Genomic DNA, 23,051 nt, shown 5'->3' on the forward strand with positions numbered 1-23,051 from the left:
CTATTCAGCTTGAGACGTCGACTGTTGCTCGTCTTGAAACGCCATCCAGGCTCGAGAGAGGATGAAATCCTCAATATCATCGACTTCCTGTTGGCTTAGGCGGCCGGCGAAGTTGGGCATGCCAATCGCTTCGCCGGCCCCTTGAAGGAGGAAAGCATCAAAAGTGTCTATCCCGAGAGTCGCTGACTGCCTCAGATCGGGGAGCGTTCCGGACGAAATGGCCGCGCCGCCATGGCAGACACCGCAGAATCGACCGTAGAGGTCTGTGCCCCGTACAACCGCTTCAGCCGAATGCGGCTGTCGCGCTGGCTCAGGCGTTGCCTTCTGCGGAAGCGCGGCGACGTTTAGCTCGCCCTCTCCGCCAAGTTTGAAGGCAAGTACATGGCCTTCAACCGGGCCTCCTGTCTGCCCGACATAGAAGCCGGCGAGCAAATTGGCACCACTGCCCCAACCAGCTGATACAGCAACATACTGCTCGCCATTGACCTCATACGCCACAGGTCCACCGACCATTGCGACACCAACCGGATACGACCACAGTTCTTCGCCTGTTTTGGCGTTGTAAGCATTGAAAACGCCGCTCGTCGTGCCTTGGAATACCAGATCTCCAGACGTTGTCAGCGTACCTCCATTCCACATTCGCTCATGCTGAACACGCCAGACTTCTTTCTGAGCTACCGGATCCCAGGCAGCAAGATGTGCTTGGACAAGTTGGCGCAGAAGTGTGCGACGTGCTTCTTCTGTTTCCGGTAATGCGTCTGTCAGGCTGACACCGATATTGAATGCGTCTCGGTCAAAGCGGGCAATCTCGCCCTCGATCTGATCGGAATAGAGGAAAGGAACATCTTGTGCGGGAATATATACCAGCCCTGTTTCCGGATTGAATGACATGGGGTGCCAGTTGTGGGCACCAAATGGGCTGGGTTTGACGAGCGCAGGTCCACCAGACAGATAGCGCGCCTCGGGGTTTTCAACAGGACGCCCGGTCTCCATATCGATATGTGTGGCCCAGTTAATGGGAACAAATGGCTCTGCGGAAATAAGTTCGCCGCTTATTCGGTCGATGACATAAAAGAAGCCGTTTTTCGGCGCTTGCATCAGCACCTGACGAAGCTCTCCCTCGATCTCAAGATCAGCTAGAATGATATTCTGCGTAGCTGTGTAGTCCCAAGTTTCGCCCGGCGTCGTCTGATAGTGCCAGACATATTCTCCTGTGTCTGGACGTAACGCGACGATTGATGACAGGAACAGATTGTCGCCGCCGTCCGGGCTTCGTACTTTCTGATTCCAGGGCGAGCCGTTTCCAACGCCGATATAGAGGAGGTCCAGTTCAGGATCGAATGCCATGCTGTCCCAGACAGTCCCGCCACCGCCCAGCTTCCACCATTCGCCTGTCCAGGTCTCAGCAGCCATCTCGATGGCTTCGTTTTCGAATCCATTATCCGGATTTCCCGGCACAGTGTAGAACTTCCAGGCCTGTTCACCTGTTTCAGCATCATAGGCTGCAACAAATCCGCGAACGCCGAACTCACCACCGCCATTTCCGATGATGACCTTGCCTTTCACAATGCGAGGCGCCCCTGTGATCGTATAGGGTTCTTCGAGCGGTACAGTACGGGTCTCCCAGATCTGTTCGCCTGACTTTGAATCAAGAGCGATCAGACGACCATCCAGCGACCCGAATATGACCTTGTCGTTATAGACAGCCACGCCGCGATTGACGACATCGCAACAAGCATGTGCGCCCTTTGATCGGGGAACCTCCGGATCGTAGCGCCAAAGAATTTCTCCTGTGGCAGCATTAAGCGCCAGCACTTCGCTCCACGAACCCGTAGTGTACATGACACCATCAACAATGATCGGGGTTGCCTCTACGCCACGATAGCTGCCAAGCGGTGCCGCCCAGGCAAGATCCAGCTGGTCGATTGTTTCCAGATTAATGGCGTCAAGCGCGCTAAACCGCGTTTCTGAAAACGTGCCACCATGAGTAAGCCAGTTATGTGGTTCGCCTGCGGCATTGAGCAAACGTTCCTCATTGATCCCCTGGGAGGCTTGTGTGGAAGCGTCGCCAGAGTCGACCGCCCCTCCACAGGCAGCCAGAAGACCGATCGTAGCGCCCGTCAGAATGACTTTCAGCGCTGTAGCGGGCATTTTTTTGCCGTTCATTTTGTCCTCCCGGACACCCCAGTGGATGAGGTTCTGGATTTTTTCTCATACCAAGCAAGATTGCACTGGAACGGCGAAGTTTCTCAAGCCCCGCGCAACGCCAATGTTCCGTCATTTTGTGCCAGCGACAAAGCCTGGGACACCTACTTGCAACGGATCTAGTTGCGGGTTTTCAACTCCTTGAGCAGCTCTTGCTGGTGCTGACCATGCTCAGGTGCTGGACCGGGGATTGCCTGCACGTTCGATTGGAAACGCGGGGCCGGAACAGCCTGAACATAACCCTGGCTGTTTTCAAAGATTCCGCGCGCCAGATTATGAGGGTGCAAAGGTGCACTGATCGGACTTTCCACAAGGCCAAAGCATGCATCGGTCCCCTCTAGTAAGTCTTGCCAGTATGCAGATGGTTCGGTTGCGAAAAGAGCACGAAACTTCTCTGACTGCTTCGACCAGCTATCACGATCATACTGGTCTTCGAAGTCGGGATCGCCTGTAAGACCGAGGCGCTGTAGAAGTTCTGCGTAAAATTTCGGTTCTAGCGCGCCAAGCGTGATGTCACGCCCGTCTGCACAGCGATAGGAACTGTACCAAGGGGAATCATCCAGAAAGCCGCGCCCGCGCTCGGCTTGCATCATGCCGCTGGGCAGCAAATCGAAGATGAGGTTCATCATATGCGCCGACCCATCGACAATCGCTGCATCAATCACATCGCCCTCACCGGTGGCTCTGGCCTTTAGAATGCCCGCGAGAATGCCAATCGTCAGATAGTTCGCACCGCCGCCAATGTCCCCGACCAAGCCTGGTGGCGGCAGTGATCGCGTTCCAGTTGGGCTTGCAAACCAGGCAGCTGAACTGACGGATACATAATTGATATCATGTCCAGCCGCCTGGGCGAGCGGTCCCGCCTGCCCCCAGCCCGTCATGCGACCAAAGACAAGCTGTGGGTTCCGCCCCAGACAAACTTCCGGACCAAGGCCCAGGCGTTCCATCACTCCCGGCCGCATGCCCTCGATCAGGGCGTCCGCCGTCGCAATCAGATCCAGCGCGACCGCGCGGTCTTCAGAGTCTTTCAGGTCCAGAGCGATCGAGCGCTTGCCTCTTTTCAGAATGCCGACAGGCAAAGTCGATCCCGGATCGGAGCCCTTGGTCTTTCGCTCTATGAGAACGACATCCGCGCCCAGATCGGCCAGATGCATGCCACAAAAGGGCGCCGGCCCAATGCCCTCGATTTCGACAATCCGAATGCCCTGCAGAGGCCCTTTAGACACGGGACGTCACCTGAACGCCGAGACGCCCGTCAGGCTCCGCCCGATAAGGAGTTTCTGGATCTCAGTCGTTCCATCCGGAATGGGTGCGATCATCGCTTCGCGGGCGAGGCGCTCGACAATGAACTCCTTCGTGACGCCATTACCGCCGTGAATCTGTACTGCCTGGCGCGTTGCACTGACAGCGATTTCGGTACCGTACCATTTTGCCATTGCGCACTCCTTGTCGCAGCGCTGTCCGGCGTCAATCATGCCCGCTGCGCGCAAAGACAACAGGCGCGCTGCATCGATCTCTGTGGCCATTACAGCTAACTTTTCTGCAATGAGCTGGTGGCCGGCAATTGGTTTGCCATGCTGCGAACGGTCGATTGCATATTTTATTGACTCATCAAGCGCGCGCCGCGCCATGCCATAGCCCCACGACCCGACGTGAACTCGCGCGCGTTCGAACAGGGTGAGCGTGTTCTTCAGACCCGAGCCTATTTCACCGATAGTATTCTCGACCGGAACGCGCACATCATCGAGAAAAACCTGTGATGTTGATTGTCGATTGAGCGCGATCTTTGGAATACCGCGGACTTCATAAGGATGCTCATTGCGATCGAGCAGGATATGGGTCAGTTCGTTCTCGCCAGTTCGGCAGGTGCAGATGAAAAAATCTGAGTACTCACCATTGGTGATCCATGTTTTCTCACCAGAAATCACCCAATGGTCACCATCTCGCACAGCCCTGGTTTTCGCCGCCGCGACATCCGAACCGACATCCGGCTCGGAAATGCCGACAGACGCAAAAAGTTCCCCCGCCAACAATCTAGGCAGGTAACGTGTCTTGATGTGCTCCGGCGCGAGTTTGACCAGCATCGACGCTGCGCTGCCATTAACAAGTGCGGCTATCGCCAAGTCTCCCGAACTATAGGCAAGCTCTTCAATTAGTTGAACGTGCAGCTTCCAGGACAACCCCAGCCCGCCGGCAGATTCCGGCTGTGGGGCGTTGACGAGACCAAATTCTGCCAGCTTTTGCGTCCAGCTTTGCATTTTGTCCTTTGGAACGAAGTCTTCCCCATGCGCAGCCAGTTCCGGCTCCAGCTGCTCATCAAGATAGCGACGCAGGCTTTCGATTGCGGCGAGCTCAGCCTTGTCAAAGAAAATATCTAATCCCCCAATCATGCATTTGCCCTCTTGAAAATGTTGACCACAGCAACACCCTCCTCAATGCCAATTAGGCCGCCGCTGTTTTCGTGGATAGCGTGTCGGGCACCATCAACCTGGCGCTTTCCAGCTTCGCCGCGTAATTGGGTGACAAGCTCATGAATTTGCCCCAGCCCGGTTGCGCCGATGGGGTGGCCTTTGGACTCCAGCCCGCCAGACGGATTGATCGGGATTGAGCCGCCAATCGTGAAGTCCCCGCGTTCCGCTGCCGGGCCTGCTTCACCGATCGGAACTAACATCAAGTTCTCGGCGTGCATCAACTCACCAATCGCGGTTGCATCGTGCACCTCGGCAACGTCCATGTCTTCTGGTGAAAGGCAGGCCATTTCATACGCCCTCTCAGCGGCAATTCGCGCAACATGGCGTTCCGGTGCATCGGCGCTGCGCGCGGGGTTTCCACTTGCAACGGCGCTGGCCATAACCTGGACGGCTCGTGACGTAGTGGCACCAATCTTCCTCAAGCCTTCCTCATTGCAAAGGATGACCGCTGCAGCACCATCCGAGATCGGTGAGCACATTGGCAGCGTCAAAGGGTAAGTGATGGGAGGTGCTGAAAGAATTTCATCAATCGTGTAAGGCTGACGGTATTGCGAATACTCATTGTGCTCTGAATGCTGATGATTTTTCGCGGCTATCGCAGCAATCTGGCGCTGAGTCGTGCCATAGCGCTTCATATGGTTCCGGCCGAACGCTGCGTAGATTTTCATGAATACGCTATAAGGGCGTTCAGATTCCGATCCCTCCGGTTCGGCAACACCTTCGCCCAACTGGAGAAGCCTTTTGGCATTCTCCTCAGGTGTCTCAACATCCCAACCGCCATCGAACACAGCGAACATCCTCGCCTTGTCAGGCACGTTCATTTTCTCGACACCCGCCGCCAGGACAACGTCCTGCATACCAGCCTTAAGCGCCTGAACAGCAAGGTGAAAGGAGGATGAACTGGACGCACAGGCGTTTTCAATATTGAATGCGGGAATACCTGTCAGCCCGATCTTGCTGAGCGCAACCTGGCCAGGAACAAAGGTTTGTCCCTGCAAGAACCCTTGGGTCGCACTGGAATGGTAAACTGCCTCCACGGCGGCCTTGGTGCAGCCTGCATCATCCGCCGCACGCAAAATGGCGGTGTCCAGCAATTCAGAAATACTTGCTTCCAGATGCCGCCCGAAATGCGTCATGCCGACGCCTACAATATAAATCTTACTATCCGACAAGACTCTCTCCCCATCTACAGATGGCCGCTACTGGCCTGAATATTTCGGTGTTCGTTTCTCACTGAAGGCTGAAAGCCCTTCGAGGAAGTCAGCGGATTTTGCATGCGCTTCGAGATGGCGCATTTCCAACGCGATGGCTTCGCGCGCGGACAAGTGTGCGCTTCCGGCAACCATCTCCTTCATACGCTGAAGTACAAGCGGGCTTTTCTCCGCCAGCTTTGCAGCAAGCGCCTCTGCAACCGATGACAAGTCGTCATCCTCAACAACTTGGCTTACAAATCCGGCTTCACGAAACGCTTCCGCCGACCAATGATCGCCGGAGAATAGGAGATAATTCGCTTTCTTTTCGCCAACATACCTCGGCAAGAGAGATCCCCCGCCGCCCGGCAGAACACCAAAATTGGAATGGGCGTCGCCCAGCCGCGCACTGCGCGCCGCCATCACGACATCGCAGGTCATGGCTAGCTCCAGTCCGCCGGCCAAAGTCAATCCATTGAGCGCTGCAATTGTCGGCTTCGGCAAAGCACGAATAGCCAAAAACACGTTCTGAATGTCGCGAAGGAAGCCAAGAAACCCGGTATTGTCACCAGCCTGAACTTCCCCCAAAACGCCCTTCAGGTCAGCACCGCAGCAAAAGGCGCGCCCGCTCCCAGTGATAGTCAGCACTCGAATCTCATCGCGCTCGGCAACATCTTTCACACATTGCGCAAGTTCATTCACCATTAGAGCGGACAGTGCATTCATGCTGCTCGGACGCGTCAGGGTAATTCGTGCACACGAATCTTCCGCCTCAAATTTCAGGGTTTCAAACGACAATTGTCCAATTCCAAGCATTGGGCCGCGTTCGCTCCAAAACTTGGCCCGTTCCAGATGAGGCTTCACTTTATCGGGCCAGAAAACTTATTGAACATCAGACGCATGTCACCGTGCGCCAAAGCGTCGTCAGTCGAGCCTCCCAAGGCAATGCAGAGCTCTAGCGATGTCAGCTATCGTCCAGCTGGCGCTCATTCTCGAGGAATTCCTGCGGGGACTGCCCCGTTAACCGGCGAAACGCACGGGAGAAATTGCTGGGGTCCTTGTATCCCAACAGATACGATATCTCCTTGATGGACCGACGACCTGTCCGCAAATAGCCGATAGCGAGATGCTGGCGAACATCGTCGAGCACGGTGTTGAAGGTTGTGCCCTCATCCTGCAATTGGCGCTGAAGACTTCGGTTACTTGTATTTAGCTCTCTTGAAACCGACTCCAGGGAGACAGCTCCATCCGGTAGCATTTCGACAATCGCCGCCCGGATCCGCGGAATAATTTGTTGTTCATCGAACCGGGCAATGTATTCCATCGCAATCTGGTCATTCCTTCGAACAATGTCGGAATTCGCGCCGCGCAGCACGCGCGTATAGTCCTTCTCGGCCACATGCAGCTCTAGACTGTCGTGACCATATTCGATCGGACAACAGAAAAAGGCATCAAATTCATCCATCGCGACCTTACCAGGTTTCGGACGACGCATTCTTACCAAAACAGGAGAATAGTCCGCTCGGTAAACCATTCTGACGAAGCGAAGCACCGTCGCCAAAAAAACATCCTGGCGGACCGGCGGCACGTCTTCCTTGAGTTCAATGGAATGAATGAGGCACCCCTTCCTGATTTCAGACCTTGTCTCAGCAGAATGAGAAATTAGCCTGAAAAAACGATCAAACCGGTGGAAGAATGTTTCCAGCGTTCGGCTTGAGAACAATGAATACCCAAGCGCATGCATTGAGCCGGGCGTATTTCGCTCGGCCAGCTTCAGCCCGATCGTCTCATCACCTGTCGCCTCTACGATGAGCTCAATGAAGCGACTGAATCGTCTAGACCGCACCCTGGCATTCGGGTCCTGGAGAATATCAGGATCAACTTCCGCACGCCGCAGTAGATCTGGTACATCAATGGAAAAGTCAAATTCGTCCAATATGGCCACAATCTGTATGAGCCAGGATGCAATGACTGACCGCGTCTCACTCAATTCTGGTTGCGCCTTACCTGATGATGTGTGGTTCAAATATCGATTGTCCTGTACGACCGTCTTCGATGACAAGCTTTATCGGTTCATGACGGTTTGTCCAATTTTTGAACAGGATTGTACACGCTTCAGCCAATACTGCGGACCTGGCCGCCCCAGTATTTCTTACGTACATCCTTTCGCAACACCTTACCAACGACGCTCAGAGGCAGTTCCTCCACGAACAACACGGATTTTGGTGTTTTGAAAGATCCGATCTGCTCTTTTACATAGGCAATCAGGTCAGATTCGGCCACCTCAACAGAGTCGTTAAGGATGACTTCCGCATGTACAGCCTCGCCCCATTCTTCGTGGGGAACACCGACAACCGCTGACATCAAAACGCCAGGATGGGAGTTGACTGCGGCCTCAACCTCAGTCGCATAGACATTGAAACCACCCGTGATGATCATGTCCTTCTTCCGATCAACCAGGTAGCAATATCCGTTTTCGTCCGTATATCCGATATCCCCTGACTTCCAGTATCCGTTGACGAATTCCTCCTTCGTCTTCTCTGGATTGCCTTCATAGCCAAGACAGGTTGAGCGCGATCGCAAATAGAACTCGCCGAGTTCGCCTACAGGAACTGGATTACCGTCATCATCGCAAACCGACAGTTCGATCCCGGTTGAGCGTCGACCCGCGGACGCGAGTCGGCCTTCAGTCTCGGCGTCCACGATATGATCTTTCTTGCTCAGGCAGAGGGTTGCCGCCAGATGTTCCGTGGAGCCGTACACTTGTGTGAATATTGAACCGAATCGCTCAACCAGGAGCTTGGCCTTGGCCGGGCTCATGGGGGCCGCGCCATACAACACCGTGCGCAATGAGGATAGGTCATACTCTCGTGCTTCGGGCATTTCCAAAAGGCGGTACGCCAGAGTCGGTACGATGAAGGCGTGAGAAATCTTCTCTTGCTGGATATAGCGGCACCAGTTCTCCAGACTGGGCTCGTTCATTGTGACCGTGCAACCACCGCTGAACAGAACCGGCAAAAGCATCATACCGCTGCCATGGCTAATGGGAGCTATATGCAGCATGCGGCAGCCATCGAAGAAATCCGGGTCTGGAAGTGTCAGGAAACTATCGCGGCACCCCAGAATGTTGTCGATTGAATACTTCGCGCACTTGCTGTCACCAGTCGTGCCTCCTGTAAAGCGCATGAGCACGACGTGCGTTCGATCATCGATTTCAATATCTGTGTTCTCTGTCGACGCGTTCGCCAAAAGATCGGGAAGGGCCAACACGCCTGAATATGGCTTGACCAGAGCATCCATCACAACAATCTGAATGCCGCGTTCGGTAAGCGGGCCAGCATGGGAGGCTAGGAGGTCATTCTCGATGAACGCGACTTTGGGCTTGACGATGTCGATCTGGCCAAGATGCGTTTCCAGGCTGTCGAGGTAGTTGGCATGACAACATGTTGCATAAGCTTTTGCAGCTGACCCCCAATGGAACAGGGAGAGATTGTCATTTTGCAGCATACAGACATATCGGTCGCCCGCGCCGAGATTCAGGTTTCCATTGAGAATATGTGCAATCTGATTGGTTATGATGTGATAGTCACGAAAACTCAGCCGGCGGCCACGCTCAAGATTCACAATCGCCTCACGATCTCCGAAGGATTCCGCGAGCCCTTGCATGACACGGCTGTAATTTACCCGCCCGCCTTCTGTCGAAACCAATGCTGCAGCAGAACTTGGAGCGACGTCAACAGGCATCAGTTCACGGTCATTGCGCTTTTTTGAGAAAATTCCGAACACAGAGACTGTCCTCCCTTTTGTCTACACCACCCTAAGATTGCTGCGTACAGGATCGATTTAAAGCAGCTTTTTAAATAGATTCAGCAACCAGCCCGTCTTCGAAGAATAGGGAGGCAGCAATTGGCTAAGCACACTGATCTTCGATTGTGAGAACACCGGCTTCAAATGACTGAACCGCTCGAAACTTCCCGGCCCCAAATAGGATCCGATCCCGCTTTGCCCGATGCCGCCAAATGGAAGACGGCGCTGGAAGACGTGCATCACCGTGCCGTTCAGGGTCACGCCGCCAGCATGGGTTTCGCCAAGGATTTTTCGTCGACCTGCACTGTCTTTACCGAAATAGTAAAGTGCCAGTGGCCGCTCGCCAGCATTGATGTACTCGATTACTTCGTCTTCCGTACGATAGGTCAGGATCGGCAGAATCGGCCCGAAAATCTCTTCCTGCATCAGCCCCATATCGCTTGCAACATTGGTCACAGCCAGCGGGGCTATTCGATGAGCAGCCTCGAACATGCCATCGCCACTGCCTGCGAGATTGGTCACTCCGGCACCTTTTGCGCGGGCGTCTTCAACCAGTCCCCGCAAACGGTCAAACTGCCGGTGATTTATAATGCTTGTATAGTCCTGATTGGCTTCGATCTCGCCAAAACACTTGTGCACCTGCCTGGCGAGCGCTGACACAAAGTCTTCTACACTCCCTTCTGGAACGAATGCGTAGTCGACACCGATGCACGTTTGTCCTGCGTTGAGGAGCTTGCCGAAAACAAGGCTCTGCGCGACTTCTGGAAAATGAGCACTTTTATCAATGATAATGGGGCACTTGCCGCCAAGCTCAAGCGTCACTGGTGTCAAATTGGCTGCGGCCGACTGGGCGACTTTTTTACCTGTATTGGGCGAACCGGTGAAGAGAATATGATCGAATGGAAGAGACGTCATCTGCTGCGCGACATCCGGGCCGCCGATTACCACTGCCATCTCTTCTTCTGAAAAATACTTGCGAACAAGACGCTGCGAAATTTCAGCTGAATGAGCCGAAATTTCACTTGGCTTGGCAATAATCCGGTTGCCAGCCGCCAACGCACCCGCCGCACCGGCGAATACTGTGCCATAGGGATAGTTCCAGGTTCCGAGAATGCCGACGACACCAAGGGGTTGCGGAATTAGCCGCGAAGATCCCGGCAATCCAAACGTGTCAGTTTTGACACTGCGCGGCTTCATCCAGTGTTTTAAATGGCGCCGTGCAAATTTCACATCCGACAGAACCAGCATGATGTCTGTCAGGATGGTTTCATACCGGCTGCGTATTCCGAAATCAGCCGTAACCGCGTTAATGAGTTCGTCTTCATGCGTCTCGAACATTTTCCCAAGACGAGCCAGCAGGTCCATCCGGGTTTCATAGCTGCAGGACACCTGCTCTCGCGTGAGGGAACGCTGCAGGGTGAATATCCTCTCAAGCTCGGTGATGCCGGTTTCAATCCCCACTATCTCGCCCTCAAACGTGTTGCCGCATCGAGGCGAATTGTTTCACCATTCAAGTATCCATTCTCGACGATGAACTGGCATGCGTGTGCAAATTCCATGGGGTCTCCGGCGCGGCGTGGCGCCTCGACAGTGTCGACCAGTGAAACGACCACCTTCTCACCCAGACTCTTCACCATCTGTGTCAAAAACAGCCCCGGTGCGATCGCGTTGACACGGACGCCGACGGCTCCGAGTTCCCGCGCCGCCGGCATGTTCATACCGATCACACCCGCCTTGGACGCTGAATAGCCGGCCTGACCTATTTGCCCTTCATAGGCGGCACCGGATGACACATTGATAACGACTCCCCGCTCGCCCAGATCGTCTGGTGCGTTCCTCGCCATGACGGCGACGCATTTACTCATGACGTTGAACGTGCCGACGAGGTTGACCATGATCACCTTGGTGAACTTGTCGAGCTGACAAGGGTTGCCGTCCCGGTCGAGAATTTTGGTCGGTGCCGGAATGCCTGCCGCGTTGACAGCAATCTGAATGGCCCCGAATTTCTCGACGGTATTTGTCACCGCATCCGCAACCGATTGATCATCGGTCACATCGACCTTGAAGAACTGGCAGACCTTGTTTCCAAGTTCGCCACAGAGCGCGTTTCCTGCGACTTCGCTCAGATCGAAGAGCGCGACGCGTGCGCCCTGCTCAACAAAACTGCGCGCCGCAGCAGCGCCTAGTCCAGAGGCACCACCTGTAACCACAGCGACTTTTCCATCGAGTTTCATGTTCGCAAGCTCCTGACCTGCTATTGTCAGCTTTCAACTGCTCAAGTCTGGAGCAGCCTCCCTTCGATGGAAAGGAGGCTGCTACAAGACGATCAGAAATTTATACGGCCTTCGGCACCAATCACGCGCGGCTCTTCGATCCAGCCAACATACACGCCCGGGCTGAGTGGCGCGTCGACCGAGGCGGTATAGGTGGCTTCATCGGTTAGGTTGCGACCGAATACACGGAATTCGTAGCGGCCAAACTCCACCCCGACATGAGCATCGAATTTCGTATATCCTTCCTGAAACGCGTTCGGGTCGAGGTCGCCATCCAGGAACATCTCGTCCTTGAAGTTGGCTCCAATCCGGGCATTCAGATCGAAATTCTCGAAACTGCGATTGAAGGCGAGATAGACGTTACCACTGAACTCGGGCGCAAAGGCCCCGCGTTCGCCGGCAAGGTCCTTGGTACCCACACCTGCAGAATCCGGGCATGTGCCCAAGCCCGTTTCGATCACTGAACACCCTGCCCCTGGGAAGGACTGGAATTCGTGATCGAGATAGGCGAACGCACCGCCAATCTCGATTTCGTCGCTGAGAAGGAACTGGCCATCAAGTTCCAGCCCCTGCACTTGAAGTTCAGCCGCGTTCCCAACCACGAAGCTTGTCCCACTCCACGAGGTTACCTGCAGGTCTTCTAACTCGCTTCGGAAAATGATTGCCCCGATGCGAGCACGGTCACCCATGAACTGGTGCTTGATACCAGCTTCCCAAGCCGTGACTTTCTCATCCTCAAATTCATGACCCGGACGCGGGCTCCCATCCGGTTCCGCCGTGTCAGGACTGAAATTGTAACCACCAGATTTATAGCCAGTGGAATAGGAAATATAGGCCGACCCGTTGTCAGCATACTGCCAGCGCAGTTTTACAGATGGATCAAGATGATCTTCTGTTCGCGTATCGTTGAGGTCAGCAGCAAAGCGGTTGAGCAATGCGGCAAAAGTCGTTGCAGAGTTCAATCCATCTGCACCCCCAACAGTAGCGGCGGCGGTTAGATATTCGGTTAGATCGGCAGACCCGATCGTGTCTGCGGGTGTGACAAGGCCAACGAAGTCTCGGGGTGTGCCGGCTCCAACAACAACACTCTTATCGATGCTCTTCTCATCTTCGGAGTAACGCAAACCTAGTTCAAGTGTGACGCTGTCGGTCAGGTCAATGCCAAGCTCGCCAAAAAGCGCAATCGTTTCGGCTTGTTGATCGAAGAAAGTGCGTTGAGCAACGTTAACAATACCGCCGGGCAAAATCGATGTTGGCAAAACGCCAAATGTGCCATTGAACGCCGTTGTCTCTTCAATATAAGCATCCTGGTTTTCATAATACAGCCCGCCCAAGAAATTTATGCGCCCATCCCAGTCTGTGGCAATGCGAAGTTCCTGGCTAAACATGTCCAGTTCTTCTTCATCAAGATTGTGAATGAAGCTGACAGGCAGAAAATCCACATCGTGATGTTGAGCGAAATCGAAAGAGGAGTAGCCAGTAATCGAAGTGAGGGTAAAGTTATCGAACTCCCATTCTGCCTTCACAGATCCGCTCAATGATTCGGTTGTCTCCGTGTCGGAGATTGGAGGATCGCCGACACGGAATGCGGGATTGCCGCTGAAGCTGACATAAGCGGTATCGCCAGTAGAAACTCCAAAGTCTGGATGAAGCATTTGTGAGAGCGCTATCGTGCTAGGCGTCGGCAGGCGATCATCAATCGCATTAATGGTAAGCTCCTTACCGACCCCGTCCATTTCAAGATAGCTCAGTTTCGTCTCAACGTTTAAACTCTCCGTTGGTTGCCAGGCGAGCGTCGCCCGGGCGAACATGTCTTCGCGCTCGGCTTCGTCGCGATCAAAGACACGGTTCTCAACATATCCGTCAGTTGTCGTATAACGAATTGCCAACCGGCCTGCCAAATTATCCGCCAAGCCCGCGGAAAAGACGCCCGAGTAGCTTTGCGTATTGAATTCTGGTTCCCAGGTGACACCGACCCAACCATTGAGTTCCTCTCCGACTTCTGGCGAGGCCGTTTCAAGCTTGATCGCGCCAGCAACCGTGTTCTTACCGAATAGAACGCCTTGGGGCCCACGCAGAACCTCGACTTGCTGCAGGTCGAACTGGGACTGTGAGAATTGGCGGCTGCGCGGCTGATAAACGCCATCCACATAAAGGCCAACCGATTGCTCGAATCCCTTGTTGATACCAGATCCGACACCTCGGATAAAGATGTTCGAGGTTTGCGCTCCCCGACCGACCTGCAGGCCCGGCACGCGCGCGGAAATCTGCTCAAGGTTCGTGACCCCTTGCGCTTCCAGCTCTGCTCCGGAAACGGCGGTCACGGCCACCGGCGCATTGATCAGCGTCTCGTCCCGTTTACGTGCCGTAACAGTCACTGTTGTCAGTCTTGCTTCCCGCTCCGCTTCTGTTTCGGCAGGGACATCTGCCACTTGCCCATAGGCCGGCGTGGCAAGGGCAATGGCGATCGGCAAAATTGCTGCGCCGCTCAAATTGAGTCTAAACTTCTGGTTCATATATATCCTCCCAAGAGCCCTTTTGTGCTCCGTGTTTCCGTTCCCGCTATGATGCACAAGGACGCGAAAGTAGATTATGAACTCTGGTGAAAGATGGCTCTGTTAGAGTCATACCAGTTCACGCCAACAGATCGTCATTCCGCGATACGAGAGGGCCTTATCCTGCTCAAATCCTTCCATGCCCGACATCCGCGATCGTCCGACCAGATGACCTAGCCCCCTGAACAGCCTAGTTCTATAACTAAAACATGGCTGCAGTTCAGGGGGCTAGGTCACTCGGATATGGCGATATCACCCCTCAAGGGCATTACCCTCAAGCCGCCGCCGCGTTCGAGGCGGTCATTGGTGTTCTGTATACGGTAATATTGTTGTCTCGGTTGGTGGGCATGTACGGAACTCGCACCGCAACGAAACCATCGAGCCAGCGCCTGCTCGTGTGAAATGTATCCATACTTCCGAATCAAGACTTCTGAACCGAGAATTATGATGGGTCCATTTCTCCCGTCTAGGCGGCCGGCTCAGGCGCGGCAGACATTTTGCTGCTCACCTGCTCATTGAAATACTCCAATCGCCTCTGCCCCAGCGCATGCGCGATATCACGCTCCCCCTCAGGAATAGGTTCGGTCCGCGTAAGCCAATAGTACACAAAGTGCGACAGCGTGGCGTAAGTGTAGGCTAGGTCCTTTTCCATATCCGCCTGATGCTGATCGAAGGCGTCCATGCGGGCGAGCAAACGCTCTTCCAGCACTGAACGCGCTTCTGGATCGAACCATGCTCTCAGTGCGTCTTCAACGATCGCCGTTTTTGTCACCCCTGGCTTGTCAGCTGCCTCACACAGTTGCGCATAGAGCTTTGTCGAAATCCGTATGTTGACGCGCGGCTTTCCCATCCACTCAGAACCCCGGAAGGACGTCAGGATCGCCGCGATCTGCCGCTACGGCGCGTCTTACGGTTTCCAGATTTTGATCGCTGGTCGGATCAATCTCATCGTCTATGTTGGCGTCAGCACTTGGCTCGCGTACGCATTTTTCACGCGTATCATCATTCGTGTACTCAGGTTCTCTCGTCCGTTTCAGTGACACACTATCGGGTTGTCCGATATCTTTCTTAGCCTCCGGCTCCTGGAACGGCGGGGCCGCAACAATGGATGTCCATTCGGCGTCACATGCTTGGCCGCTCCATTCGACTGGCGCTGGTGACAAGACGCGTTTGGTGAAATTTCGGTCCTTGAAATATCGCAGCTTCTGCGCGTGTGCGGGCGGCGCACCTGACACCATGACAATTTCATCCGATGCAGCCAGCTGCATGACCTCACCCGGCGTGATCAGAGCGCGCTGAGTTTCTTGTCGCGAAACCATCATGTGGGAGAGCCAAGGCGCTAGCCGATGGCCGGTATAATTTTTCTGGGAACGAAGCTCGGTAGTCGTGCCAAGGGCATCAGAGACACGTTTGGCTGTGCGCTCATCATTGGTCGCAAAGGCAATTCGGACATGGCAGTTATCGAGGATCGAATTGTTCGGCCCGTAAGCCTTTTCGATCTGGTTTAGGGATTGCGAGATCAGATAGGCCCGAATGCCATAGCCTGCCATGAAGGCGAGCGCACTTTCAAAGAAGTCGAGCCGTCCGAGCGCTGGAAACTCATCCAGCATGAAGAGGAGTTTTCGGCGGTTCTTTTCGGGCAAGTCTTCTGTCAGCCTGCGTCCAATCTGATTGAGGATCAGCCGGATCAGCGGTTTCGTCCGTGAGAGGTCTGACGGGGGGACGACCAGATAGAGCGATAGCGGGCTCTCCTCTTCGACCAGGTCCTCAATGCGCCAGTCCGACCGGCTGGTGATTTCTGCGATCACGGGGTCACGATAAAGCGACAGGAAACTCATAGCCGTGGACAGAACCCCGGAGCGCTCATTCTCTGATTTGTTGAGAAGTTCTCGAGCGGCCTGCGCAACTATCGGATGCACCCCTCTCTCCCCCAGATGAGGCGTTGTCATCATGATACGGAGTGTGACGGCGAAGGAGCGTTTCGGATCGGACAGGAACCGCACGCAGCCGCTGAGTGTCTTGTCTGCTTCTGCATAAAGCACGTGCAGGATGACACCGACGAGCAAGGCATGTCCGGTCTTCTCCCAGTGGTTTCGGCGCTCCAGCGAGCCTTCAGGGTCAACCAGTATGTCAGCGATGTTCTGAACATCGCGTACTTCATGCTCGCCGCGGCGCACGCCCATAAGTGGATTATATTTCGGGGATCGCCGGTCGGTTGGATCAAACCGCACGCATCGGGAAAATCCGGATCGCCAGCCAGACGTGAGCTCCCAATTCTCGCCCTTGATGTCGTGGATGACGGCGCTGCCGGTCCAGGACAACAGGGTTGGTACAACCAGCCCCACGCCCTTGCCTGAACGCGTTGGTGCAAACGCCATGACATGTTCAGGGCCGTCATGACGCAGATAGCGCTTTTGCCAACGCCCCAGGAACACGCCTTTATCCGCAAACAATCCGGCGCGTTTCAAATCGGGTGCGCTGGCCCATCGCGCCGAGCCGTAAGTGGTGACATGGCGCTCGTGGCGACTGCGCAAGACAGAACCAATGATCGCCGCCAGAAAGCCGAGCGCCGAACCGGAGACCGCGATCAGCCCGCCACGTGCGAACACTTCCGGCGCATAGGCTTCATAGGCGTACCACCATTGGAACAGCCGCCACGGTTTATAGATTGGTGTTTCGCCTGCGATGAACCAGGGCGCGCCAAGCGCTGCCTGATGGCCAAGCGCGTCAGCGGTCATTTGTGTGGCGAGCCAGACCGCTCCGATGATCAGCGCGAACACCACCATGATCTGGCCAATGAGTATCTTTGTGCCGGTCATGGCGTGCCTCCTTGAAAGAGCAATTTGTCGTCTCCCAAGAATGATTGCTGAGACTGGTCTTGGACCAGCGGGATTCTGCGCCAATTCCCGCAGCGCCTTGCAAAGCCATCCAAGCCGTCTAGCGAGACAGCCCTCTGGAACGCCCCATATCCATGCTCCAGCCAATACCCGACGCGGTGCGTTTTATGGTCAGTTCTCGTCCCATTTGCCGACCAAGACTGCCACGCCATGGCACCAGCGCGAATTCCTTTGCGTTGCCAATGATCGCCATACGCCCGGCTGCAAGGTCGACATGCCCTTCGAGCTTGCCCTCAAACCGATCCCCTTTCGCCAGCTGAACAGAGGTTCGGCCTGAAGCGACTGCGATGGTGTCCCGCTCACGCTTCAGTTCCAGAGCGCGCAGCTTGCTTTTCTGCTCTTCCATGAGTTCTGATTGGCCCGCACCCAGATAGCCTTGTTCGCGGAGCCAGATCTGCCGACTTGCTTTCAAGTCCTTCAAGGTTTGCTGCTGCGCTGCTGCATCCTCTGACAGGTCGTCGATCCATGTTTCGCCGAGGCGGTCGATCTGCATCTTCGGTGAAAGCCAGGACAGGACACTCAATTTGACGCCGCCGGATCGGCCCGCCTCATATGCCGCTGCGCGCTCCAGAAAGTCTTCGCCAATGTGCCATTCACCGGTCGCAAGGCGCTCCCCAATACCCACACGCCGCAAAGCTTCGAGCCGCCGCTTCAGTGTCAGATGATAGGCTGGTTTTGATCCGGGATCGTGGCGGGCGTGCAGGGCTTCCGACCAGATATCGCCGGTTTGCTCTGCGACCTCAGCAATGGCCTTGTCCGAGGAACGCGCCACGGCTCGCGCGCGGGAGAGCTCCACCACTGCGCCTTGCGGCGGGCGGGCGTGAACATCGACCGCTGCAGAAGGCACATGCCAGATGCCACCGTCAAAATCTTCAATAAGCAGATAGCGCGTATCGCGAAGTTCATCCTCCGGGCCATAAGCCTTCACGACCCCGCGAATGGGGGCGGCGTCTTTCGCGCGGTCCTGAACAAATCGAATGTCGGACTCTCGTTCGCCGAATTCAGCGGCAAGTGTGCGGATGATATCGCCGCGCCGTGCTCTGCGTTTTAGCTGCTCTTGCCAGCCCTGTTTCATTCGCCAGGAGAGCGTGCCGTCCTGTTCAGCCAGGCCAAGAGATTCAAGGTGCCTGATGCGCGCGAAGCGCAAGGACCGATCAAACCGCTCTTTGCTCGAGCTTGCATCACCTAGCCTGAATGCGCCGTTCTCCAATCGCGTTTCGATCTCGGAATCGAGCCCTGTCCAGCGGTCCTGATCCACCTGCTTCTGACGCGCACCCGCGATCTCCAATGTTCGCCTCGGTCCGAGCCGTTGCGTGGCGAGTTCTTCGGCAGCTTCTCGGAGGCCCTTTGTGAGATAGTCCCGCGCGATGACGACATCCTTCATCCGGGCGTCGCGACCCCGCACAACAATATGGGTATGCGGATGGCCTGTATTGTGGTGATCAACGGCGACCCAATCGAGACGCCGCCCGACATCCCTTTCCATTCTCGCCATCAGTTCGCGCGTGGCCTGTTTGAGGTCCCCCATACGTGCGCCATCTTCCGGCGAGACGATGATCCGAAACTGGTGGAGGTCATGCTCGCTACGCTCCAGAAATTCGCGGGGGCTGATCCCCTCCTGATCGCGATCATAAAGAATGCCTCCTTCTCCCTCGCGATCGACACCGTCGCGCTGCAGATAGCTGACATGGGCGCGAAAGAGTCCGGGACCTGCGCCGCGCGCTCTTGCGATATGCACTTTGACAATGACGCGGCGCATGTGTTGGCGAGACAAATGCCTATGGCGAGAACCACCGGTTCGGGCCGCGCCGCCCGTGCCATAACGCGCGCCTGTAAAGGCAGACTTGCGAGAGGCTTTGGAAAGTCTCGCTCCGGCCTTATTCAGCTGGCGTGACAAGCGCTTGCCTGCGGGCGCGCCTTGATCGCGTATACGTCCGAGCCGCGGCGTGAAGGGTCTTTCCTCGCTCATCGGAGGTCACTCAATCCGTGCACCAAGGAATATTCAGTAATTTCAACGCGTTTCGAGAAACGCATGCACCACAATGCTGTGCAAAGGGCGCCAAAAAACAGATGTGCAGACAAGGGGTTAGGCGCCATGTGGTGCCATAGCTTCAATCTTGCCCTACCGGGTTCGCTTCTGATTCCCTTGCATCCGCATGTATCGCTTTGCATCCGCTTGCGCCCTGTCTGTCCCGGGCCACGAAAACGGGGATGGCGACGCCATCCAGGTCTGTTTGTTTTACGGGACCGAAATACCGGCCATCAAGCGACGCCGGATGCGGCGTCAGCAGGAAAAGCTCATCGCTTTCAAGCCGGACACAGCCATCCCACACAGGCAGGTTTCGGCCACTGGAATCGACAATCAGCGCTTCCGCCACAACTTCATCATTGATCAGAATGTCGCGTCCGGTCCGGCAGATTTCATCGCCGGGACCCCCGGCAATCTGTTTCAATAACGGCCAGTCTTCGCCAACAAATTCATGCTCCTGCGCCCAGTTCGCTTGCACGCTCTGGCTGGAGACGACGACCCATCGGCCAGGGGTGAAGGGCGCGTCGCTCAGCCAGTAAAGCCCTGTCGGTGCGCTCGCGGTCCGGTTCCAGATCAAGCGATCTGCGGGGTCGAGAACCAGACCGAAAAAGACAAGACCGGCGCTAAATCCTGTCATCCAAAGCGTGCGCTTTTTCATTCCGGCTTCTGCAGGCGTTCGGATGTGGACGCATAGGAATTGCGCTCTGACCAGCGGATGAGATCGGGTTTCGGATAGAAGACCCGCGCGCCATGTTTGCGGTAAATCGGCCCGCGTCCCTCGCAGCGATAATGGTCAAGCGTTGAGCGTTTCAGCCTCAGAAATTCTGCCGCTTCCTCGACACTCAAAAGCTCCGGCCAGCCATCGTTTCGGCGATCATTTCGTCTGTTTTTCGTCATTGTACACAGTGTCCTTTCATCACTTTTGAGACGAAAGGATTGGCGGAGATTGCGGGATTTTGCAGAGGGAAAATGGATCACATGAATTTTCCCCCGACGTTTTAACCAAGGAAAAAGCATAAAAAAACCGCCCCGGAGAAAGCCTCCGGGGCGGCGTTATGGTTGGTGTTTCGGCGTCTAGCCCTGCGGGTTCCAGAGGATGACGTGGCGGCCATCCTTATCCTTGACCGGGGCGAGGTTCGCATAGATTTTGCGCGGGCCGATCATCGGGTCTGCGAGGGTGAGCGAGACATATTCGCGGCCCGAAGACTTCGCGGTGCGGACCCAGCCGCCGCCAATATCGGAGCCTTTCTCTCCGGCATAGACCCTGAAATCGGGCTGTTTGTCGGCGGTCTTTTCGTCATTTTTGATGATGCGGATCGGCGTGTTGAGGCTCATCATGGCAAGTGCGCCTTCAAAGCCTGTGTCTGTTTCGCTGACATATCCAAGTGCGTTAGCCATTTTCATATCTCCTTTTGGCTTCGTGTCGCGGGCGCCCCGATGGCTCCGTTGACGCTGACCTAAAGGGACGGCGGGCGGCAGGTCTGAACCGCGAAGCGGGCGCAGCAAAGCGGAGCACCGCCCGGTGGCGGAAATTTGATTCGCGGTGAATGCGCGTTCGGTCTTCTTCAGACCGAACAGCAGAGGAAATTTCTGGCGATGGGCGGTTTCATGGCCCGCAGGCGGTCGTCCAGGTCAGGCAAGGAAACGGGGCCGCTCGGGGCGTCCTTCGTGCAATGCCAGAGGTGTTTGCAACTGGCAGGCACGCCAATATGTCAGGAACAAACAGGGCAGTTGGTAAGGAAACCACCCATGTCGTTTCGCGAGCTTGCTTCCGCGCCACCAACAGGAAAAGACCGCCCGGCAAAACTGCCGGACGGTCCCGAACCATGCCGCTTACGGGAGGCGTGTCAGGCGGCGATGGCTGTCTTTGCTTCCGGGGTTTCGAGCGAAGCCCTGTCCTCGCTGTCCTCGAACAGACCCCTGACGGCCTCCCACGCTTCGGCGGGCGGGCATGGCGCGCCGTCAAGATAAGAGGATGGCGACTGCCGCATCCAGCGGGGCCGCCAGTCCGGGTCGGGGTCGCATCCATGCCCGGCGATGCGGTTGCGGATGACGGATTTCTGCGCCTTTCCGGTATCGGTCAGGACAGACCGGGCCGTGGATGGCGAGGCGATTTCAGCGACCACTTCATTGATGACGCGCTTGTCGCGCAGCAAGTAAAAGAACGCCTCATCGGGCGACCACAGCGCGGCAAAATCCGTGTCCGTCACATGTGCGGCGGCTTCGACGGCGGGCGAACCTGCCTGCAGGGTTTCGCCCATTGCGACGGCGAGAACATGCAGCACCTCTTCATCACTGAGCGCCAGAAGCCGGGCGAAGGTCTCGCAAGGGTCGGCGGGAAAAGCATTCTCCGCCACCAGCGAACCGTCTTGGTCATCCTGCCCAATCAGCGCCTTGGCCTTGGCGCGGTGCGCGGCGAACTTCACTTCCCCTGCCGAAGCCGCGAGGCTTTCCGCGGTCGCTTCCTTCCGTGTGCGCTGCTGCTCAACGTCCAGCCGCCAGTTATCCGAGCGGGTGACAAGATGGGCGACGGCGAGGCGCAGCGCGACGCCGGGCGCATCGCACAGACTCGCCCTGACGGCGGCGTGACGGTGCAGCGCGACATATTCCGCCAAGGGACCGGACATTTCCGGTTTTGGGGCGGGCTTGCCGTTCTCGCCATCGCCGCCCCGGCCAAGGATACGCTCGATTTTCTCGATGTCCTTTGATGGCAGATAGCCTTCATGGGCCGTGACAGAGCCGTCATGGCGGGTCTCGATATAGACCTTGCCGCCGTCTTTCCGGCTGCGCTTGCCATGCTCCCATGTCAGGAAGTGCGCGCCCCGTTCCAGCACGACGGTTTCGGCCCAGCCCTCATTCCGGTAGCGTTCGGCCATGTCGGCGATGGCCTCATTCTGGCAAGTCCAGAACAGGTCAGCGTCCCCGAAAATGGCAGTCTCGCCGAACAGGTCGGTCAGCACGGTCCCGTCATAGGCTTCCAAATCGAACAGCGCCTTGTCGGTGGTGATGCGGCCGCCGCCTGTGAGCCAGTCTTTCAACTGCTCGCCGCGCGGGGCGTATTCGTCTTCCGCGTTCAACAGGGTCAGCCAGTCTTCCTGCTGCTCTTTTGTGGCGAGCGTCAGGGCGTAAAGCGTCCGCTTGTCGATGATTTCGGCCCTGTAGAGCGCCTTGATATCATCGGTGAGCGCCGTCAGCGCCAGCACCCGGCGCACCATGAGTTCGGTGACGCCGAAGCGCTCTGCAATCACCGTGACGGTCTCGCCTTTTGAAGCAAGCCGGGCGAAGACGTCATATTGCAGAAACTCGTCGGCTGGAAGGTGGGTGGTGTTCTCGACAAGGGTCGCTTCCAGCGCGGCAATGTCATCGCCGGATTGCATAACGAGACAGGGCGCTTTCTGCGCCTTGCCTGTCTCCTTGGCGAGGCGTTTGAGGGCGAAGAAACGGCGGCGTCCGGCGACAACGCCATACTTGCTACCTTCCTTGCGGACCAGCATGGTCTGCAAGACGCCGCGCGACTTTATCGACGGATAGATGTCGGAAATGTCGGGCGCTTTGCGCCCGTGGCGCATATTGAGCCGGGACACTTTCATGTCGGTGATAGGGATATGTTTTAACTGCATGGCG

At 56.1% G+C, this 23,051-nt stretch carries 18 protein-coding genes; 1 reads left to right on the top strand and 17 read right to left on the bottom strand.

Annotation, left to right across the window (positions count from 1 at the left end):
- From V7660_RS07450 to V7660_RS07495, 10 genes are all read right to left on the bottom strand, one after another.
- The gene (locus V7660_RS07450) at positions 1-2,166 is read right to left on the bottom strand and encodes a PQQ-dependent dehydrogenase, methanol/ethanol family (protein ID WP_233350862.1); all 2,166 of its coding nucleotides are present in this window, start codon (positions 2,164-2,166) and stop codon (positions 1-3) included.
- A 158-nt stretch (positions 2,167-2,324) separates the two neighbouring features.
- Positions 2,325-3,431 (bottom strand): CaiB/BaiF CoA transferase family protein, encoded by a 1,107-nt coding sequence (locus tag V7660_RS07455; RefSeq protein WP_035551462.1) that lies wholly within the window; start codon positions 3,429-3,431, stop codon positions 2,325-2,327.
- Positions 3,432-3,437: 6 nt separating this feature from the next.
- Positions 3,438-4,595, bottom strand: coding sequence for an acyl-CoA dehydrogenase family protein (locus tag V7660_RS07460; RefSeq protein WP_051599724.1), 1,158 nt, complete (start codon positions 4,593-4,595; stop codon positions 3,438-3,440).
- The gene (locus tag V7660_RS07465) at positions 4,592-5,848 is read right to left on the bottom strand and encodes a thiolase family protein (RefSeq protein ID WP_233348651.1); all 1,257 of its coding nucleotides are present in this window, start codon (positions 5,846-5,848) and stop codon (positions 4,592-4,594) included. The genes V7660_RS07460 and V7660_RS07465 overlap by 4 nt, the downstream gene beginning before the upstream one ends.
- A 27-nt stretch (positions 5,849-5,875) precedes the next feature.
- Positions 5,876-6,682 carry an enoyl-CoA hydratase/isomerase family protein gene (locus V7660_RS07470; protein WP_083180593.1) on the bottom strand — a complete coding sequence of 269 codons (807 nt, stop codon included), beginning with the start codon at positions 6,680-6,682 and terminating at the stop codon, positions 5,876-5,878.
- Positions 6,683-6,830: 148 nt separating this feature from the next.
- The gene (locus tag V7660_RS07475; protein ID WP_175354394.1) at positions 6,831-7,892 is read right to left on the bottom strand and encodes a helix-turn-helix domain-containing protein; all 1,062 of its coding nucleotides are present in this window, start codon (positions 7,890-7,892) and stop codon (positions 6,831-6,833) included.
- Between the two features lie 89 nt (positions 7,893-7,981).
- Positions 7,982-9,652 (bottom strand): class I adenylate-forming enzyme family protein, encoded by a 1,671-nt coding sequence (locus tag V7660_RS07480; RefSeq protein ID WP_197020228.1) that lies wholly within the window; start codon positions 9,650-9,652, stop codon positions 7,982-7,984.
- A 57-nt stretch (positions 9,653-9,709) separates the two neighbouring features.
- Positions 9,710-11,134, bottom strand: a complete 1,425-nt coding sequence (locus V7660_RS07485; RefSeq protein WP_233348649.1) for an aldehyde dehydrogenase family protein — start codon at positions 11,132-11,134, stop codon at positions 9,710-9,712.
- A complete protein-coding gene (locus tag V7660_RS07490; RefSeq protein WP_034763796.1) occupies positions 11,134-11,907 on the bottom strand; it encodes an SDR family NAD(P)-dependent oxidoreductase in 774 nt (257 codons plus the stop codon). The genes V7660_RS07485 and V7660_RS07490 overlap by 1 nt, the downstream gene beginning before the upstream one ends.
- A 92-nt stretch (positions 11,908-11,999) precedes the next feature.
- A complete protein-coding gene (locus tag V7660_RS07495) occupies positions 12,000-14,462 on the bottom strand; it encodes a TonB-dependent receptor (protein WP_065382680.1) in 2,463 nt (820 codons plus the stop codon).
- Between the two features lie 248 nt (positions 14,463-14,710).
- Between V7660_RS07495 and V7660_RS17245 the strand changes: the two genes are divergently transcribed.
- A complete protein-coding gene (locus tag V7660_RS17245; RefSeq protein ID WP_081806120.1) occupies positions 14,711-14,902 on the top strand; it encodes an ion channel in 192 nt (63 codons plus the stop codon).
- A gap of 65 nt (positions 14,903-14,967) precedes the next feature.
- Here V7660_RS17245 and V7660_RS07500 read toward each other — a convergent pair whose 3' ends face one another.
- The 7 genes from V7660_RS07500 to V7660_RS07530 all read right to left on the bottom strand — a co-directional run bounded on the left by V7660_RS07500 (position 14,968) and on the right by V7660_RS07530 (position 23,047).
- Positions 14,968-15,351: a hypothetical protein gene (locus tag V7660_RS07500; RefSeq protein WP_035551450.1), complete on the bottom strand. Its 384-nt coding sequence runs from the start codon at positions 15,349-15,351 to the stop codon at positions 14,968-14,970.
- Between the two features lie 4 nt (positions 15,352-15,355).
- Positions 15,356-17,320, bottom strand: coding sequence for a conjugal transfer protein TraG (locus tag V7660_RS07505; RefSeq protein ID WP_290495695.1), 1,965 nt, complete (start codon positions 17,318-17,320; stop codon positions 15,356-15,358).
- A 118-nt stretch (positions 17,321-17,438) separates the two neighbouring features.
- The gene (locus tag V7660_RS07510; RefSeq protein ID WP_272981634.1) at positions 17,439-19,367 is read right to left on the bottom strand and encodes a DUF3363 domain-containing protein; all 1,929 of its coding nucleotides are present in this window, start codon (positions 19,365-19,367) and stop codon (positions 17,439-17,441) included.
- A 142-nt stretch (positions 19,368-19,509) separates the two neighbouring features.
- A complete protein-coding gene (locus V7660_RS07515; protein WP_158535336.1) occupies positions 19,510-20,064 on the bottom strand; it encodes a S26 family signal peptidase in 555 nt (184 codons plus the stop codon).
- Positions 20,065-20,081: 17 nt separating this feature from the next.
- On the bottom strand, positions 20,082-20,324 hold the full coding sequence (locus V7660_RS07520) for a helix-turn-helix domain-containing protein (protein WP_051602531.1): 243 nt from the start codon (positions 20,322-20,324) through the stop codon (positions 20,082-20,084).
- Positions 20,325-20,501: 177 nt separating this feature from the next.
- The gene (locus V7660_RS07525; protein ID WP_035549592.1) at positions 20,502-20,825 is read right to left on the bottom strand and encodes a DUF736 domain-containing protein; all 324 of its coding nucleotides are present in this window, start codon (positions 20,823-20,825) and stop codon (positions 20,502-20,504) included.
- A 449-nt stretch (positions 20,826-21,274) separates the two neighbouring features.
- Positions 21,275-23,047: a ParB/RepB/Spo0J family partition protein gene (locus tag V7660_RS07530; protein ID WP_035549568.1), complete on the bottom strand. Its 1,773-nt coding sequence runs from the start codon at positions 23,045-23,047 to the stop codon at positions 21,275-21,277.
- Between the last annotated feature and the right edge of the window lie 4 nt (positions 23,048-23,051).

This window comes from Hyphomonas sp., from assembly GCF_036964145.1.
GTDB lineage: Bacteria > Pseudomonadota > Alphaproteobacteria > Caulobacterales > Hyphomonadaceae > Hyphomonas.